Annotated in this window: 2 protein-coding genes; both read left to right on the top strand. The window is 64.4% G+C overall.

What is annotated here, in order from left to right:
- The first annotated feature begins 908 nt into the window (after positions 1-908).
- Entirely contained in the window at positions 909-2,411 is a 1,503-nt protein-coding gene (locus tag KDH09_04585) for a hypothetical protein (GenBank protein ID MCB0218949.1), read from the top strand.
- Positions 2,412-2,843: 432 nt separating this feature from the next.
- On the top strand, positions 2,844-2,951 hold a 108-nt coding region (locus tag KDH09_04580; GenBank protein MCB0218948.1), incomplete at its 3' end, for a repressor LexA.

Below are 2,951 nucleotides of genomic sequence, written 5' to 3'. Positions count from 1 at the left end.
TCCGGTCGGGATGACGGAGGCGTTGTTTACAAATTCCAAAATTTTTTCTCCTTTTTTTCCTCTTTCGCGCACGGGGATTGTTCCGGCAGGTGGCACCTGCCGGCGCAAGGCCGCTCCGTCATCACCTCTCCCCCTGGGAGAGGTCGCGCCGAAGGCGCGGGTGAGGGTTTCGTTGCGGCGGTAACGAAACCCTCACCCTGACCCTCTCCCAAAGGGAGAGGGGGGGGCGGAGTCGAACCTTCGAAGACCCTTCGGTAAACTCAGGGCAGGCGCGCGGGCAATCTGTCAATCCGGACCGCGCCTTCGTGATGAAATGCGCGCAAAGCGCGCCGCCGCGTAGCTCTCCCCCGCTGCCGGGGGAGATGCCCGCAGGGCAGAGGGGGGTGGTACACACTGCCCCCACAGCCCGGCCTTGCCCGGCCAGCTCCCCCGGCCTGTCCTGAGCTTGTCGAAGGGCGGCGGGGGAGCGCAACACCGTTGGGGCCTGCCTGCCCGCCGAAGCCTCGGCGAAGGCGGGGCCCTTCTGTTTTCAGTATGGGAAAGAAAGAAACTCACGCAAGGGGCGTGACCCATGATGGCCCACGATGGACCGAAATGACCCGAGATGGACCGCAGAATTTACATCGCCGCGGTTGGGCGATTGATGCGGAATGCGTCATTGCGGTGGGATTTCTTGTCGGTCACGATTCAGGCATATCGCACAGAGGCGCACGAGCGCGTAGATGGAAGCGGATCGAAAACTGGCACGGGATTATAAGGTGTTAAGTCAAGACTTGACCCCATCCGCACTCCCCCATCCGCACTCCATCCGCACTGACCCCATCCGCACATAAACACGGGCGCGCCAGGGCTACGTCGGGCAGGCCGGGGCGATTTACCCCGACCTTCCGAGCCATTACATAGGGGAGATGGCAAAACGGCTGTTCATGGCGGGCCTGGCGCTGCGCGCGGCTCTGGCGGCGCTGCTGACGCTCAACCCCGATGAGGTCACGCGTCTTTCTTCGTTCATGGCAAGCTGGCGCTATCCGATCCTGGCCGCTGATGCCTACCGCGGAGCGCTGTTGAGCGGCTACCTGTACGGGTTGATTGCGCAGAGCGGAGCCTCGCTAGTCTGGCTTCGGGTGCCGGCGGCGGTGCTGGGGGCGCTCTGGCCGGTGGCGGCCTGGATTTGCCTTCGCGGCCACCTGCCGCGCCGGGTACTGCCGGGGGCCTGCTGGCTCCTGGCCCTGACTCCCTTCAGCCTGGCCAGCGGCGTGCTTGCCGAGGAATACGCATTTGGGCCGATCTTCGTGATCCTGGCGCTGGGCCTGATGCTGGACTTCCTGCAAACTCCCGAGGACTTCCCCGTTGGCAAGGCGGTAGCCACCGGCGTGCTGGGGCTGCTCTTTGGCGGTTTCCAGATCCTCCCGGTGCTGCTGGCCATGGGGCTCGGCGTCCTCTGGATCGGCCGTGGCAGGTTGGAGGGTCGCCACGTGCGGCGCCTGGCGCTCTCGCAACTCCCGTTGCTGATCCTCGCGGCGATCCTGCTGGGCGCGAGCCTCTGGAGCGTCCCCATGCACCGGCTCATCATGACCGGCATGGGGTTCCCGAGCTTTCGCTCCTCGCCGCCGGCGGTGCTGGCGGACCTGCTGCTCAATGTGCAGATCTGGTACTGGATTGCCGAACCGCCCGCCGCGCTGGTGTTGATCGAGTGGCTGCTGGGCGCGGCCGTCCTCTGGCTGTGCTGGCGGGGCGCGAAAGCCGCTGACCTGAAACTACCCACCCGGCAGCTCCTGGTAATCACGTTGGCACTCGGCGCGGTTCTTGCCTCGATCGCCAGCGGGCTCACCCTGGGAATGCCGGTCTTCTTCCCGAGGCTCTACGCCTACCTGATCGTGCCGCTCTATTTGCTGGTAGCAGCAGGCTGGGAGGCGACTCGTGCCTGGAGCCGCTGGGCGGTGGCCGCGCCTCTGGGCGTCATCTGCCTGCTGAGCGCGGGGCTCCTCTATGCCAACCAGCACCCGGCCTTCCCCCGGGTCTGGTCGGAGATCGCCCCGAGACTTGCAGAGGAGCTTCCGAAGGATCAGCCCACGGCGGTCCACCCCTGGAACATGGCAGACTATCTGCGAACCGTCCTGCAGCTCACGGGAAGTGAGTCCCCCCGGCTGAGCGCCGCCTGCAAACCCGCGGAGCTGCTGCTGGAGCACCGGACCGATCCCGAGAGCCTGAAGCAAAGCCCGGAAGCGCTGCAGCGCTGCGCCTCCCAAATCGCGGCAGCCGGCTCCTGCGTGCTCGATGTCACGGTGACCTCAAAAGCCTTTACTGACCGGGAGGGCCTGCTCGTCTCCGTACTGCGCGAGAGTTTCGGCTACCAAACCCGCAGCGAGCTGGAACCGGTCTACTCGCTGCTCTGCCCGGGGGAGTCTCCGTGAGCGGAAGCCTTGGCCGGGCACAACACTCGCATCCCATAATCCACAAACAGCTCCTGGTAACCGGCAGCTTGCAGGCGCGAGGAAAGTTTGTGGTCGGGATCGCGCTGGTGAAGCACGGGCTGGTAGCTGAGCAAGCAGTCGCCGCGCTCGCGGATACTGGAAGCCCATCTCTGGAGCAGGTTGTCGCTTGAATGGTGAATGGGGTCAATGGTGAATGGGGTCTGAATGGGGTCAAGTCTTGACGTAACACATTTTGCATTGCCGCCTTGTCTGCACCTCGATGCCACTCGCCCGACACCCGCACCGCACCGCCCCGCCATCGCCAAGCCCATCCGCGTTTATCCGCGGTCAATTTCTCCTTTCCCCCCCCTCCGCGCCCTCCCCGTCAAAAACCCCTTGCACTTTCGGCTAGTTTTCGATACCGTATACGGCATGAAAACGCTTTCGAAACGGCAAAAAGAAGTTCTCGACTACATCCACGCCTACACGCTCGAGCACGATTACCCGCCCAGTTACCGGGAAATCGGCGAGCATTTCGGG

The organism is Chrysiogenia bacterium, assembly GCA_020434085.1.
Lineage (GTDB): Bacteria > JAGRBM01 > JAGRBM01 > JAGRBM01 > JAGRBM01 > JAGRBM01.
This window is presented reverse-complemented; position numbering and strand designations above follow the sequence as displayed.

What these genes read in the sequence shown, in the direction of transcription:
- KDH09_04585 (MCB0218949.1), top strand. Translation starts at nt 909, where the DNA reads ATGGCAAAACGGCTGTTCATGGCGGGCCTGGCGCTGCGCGCGGCTCTG.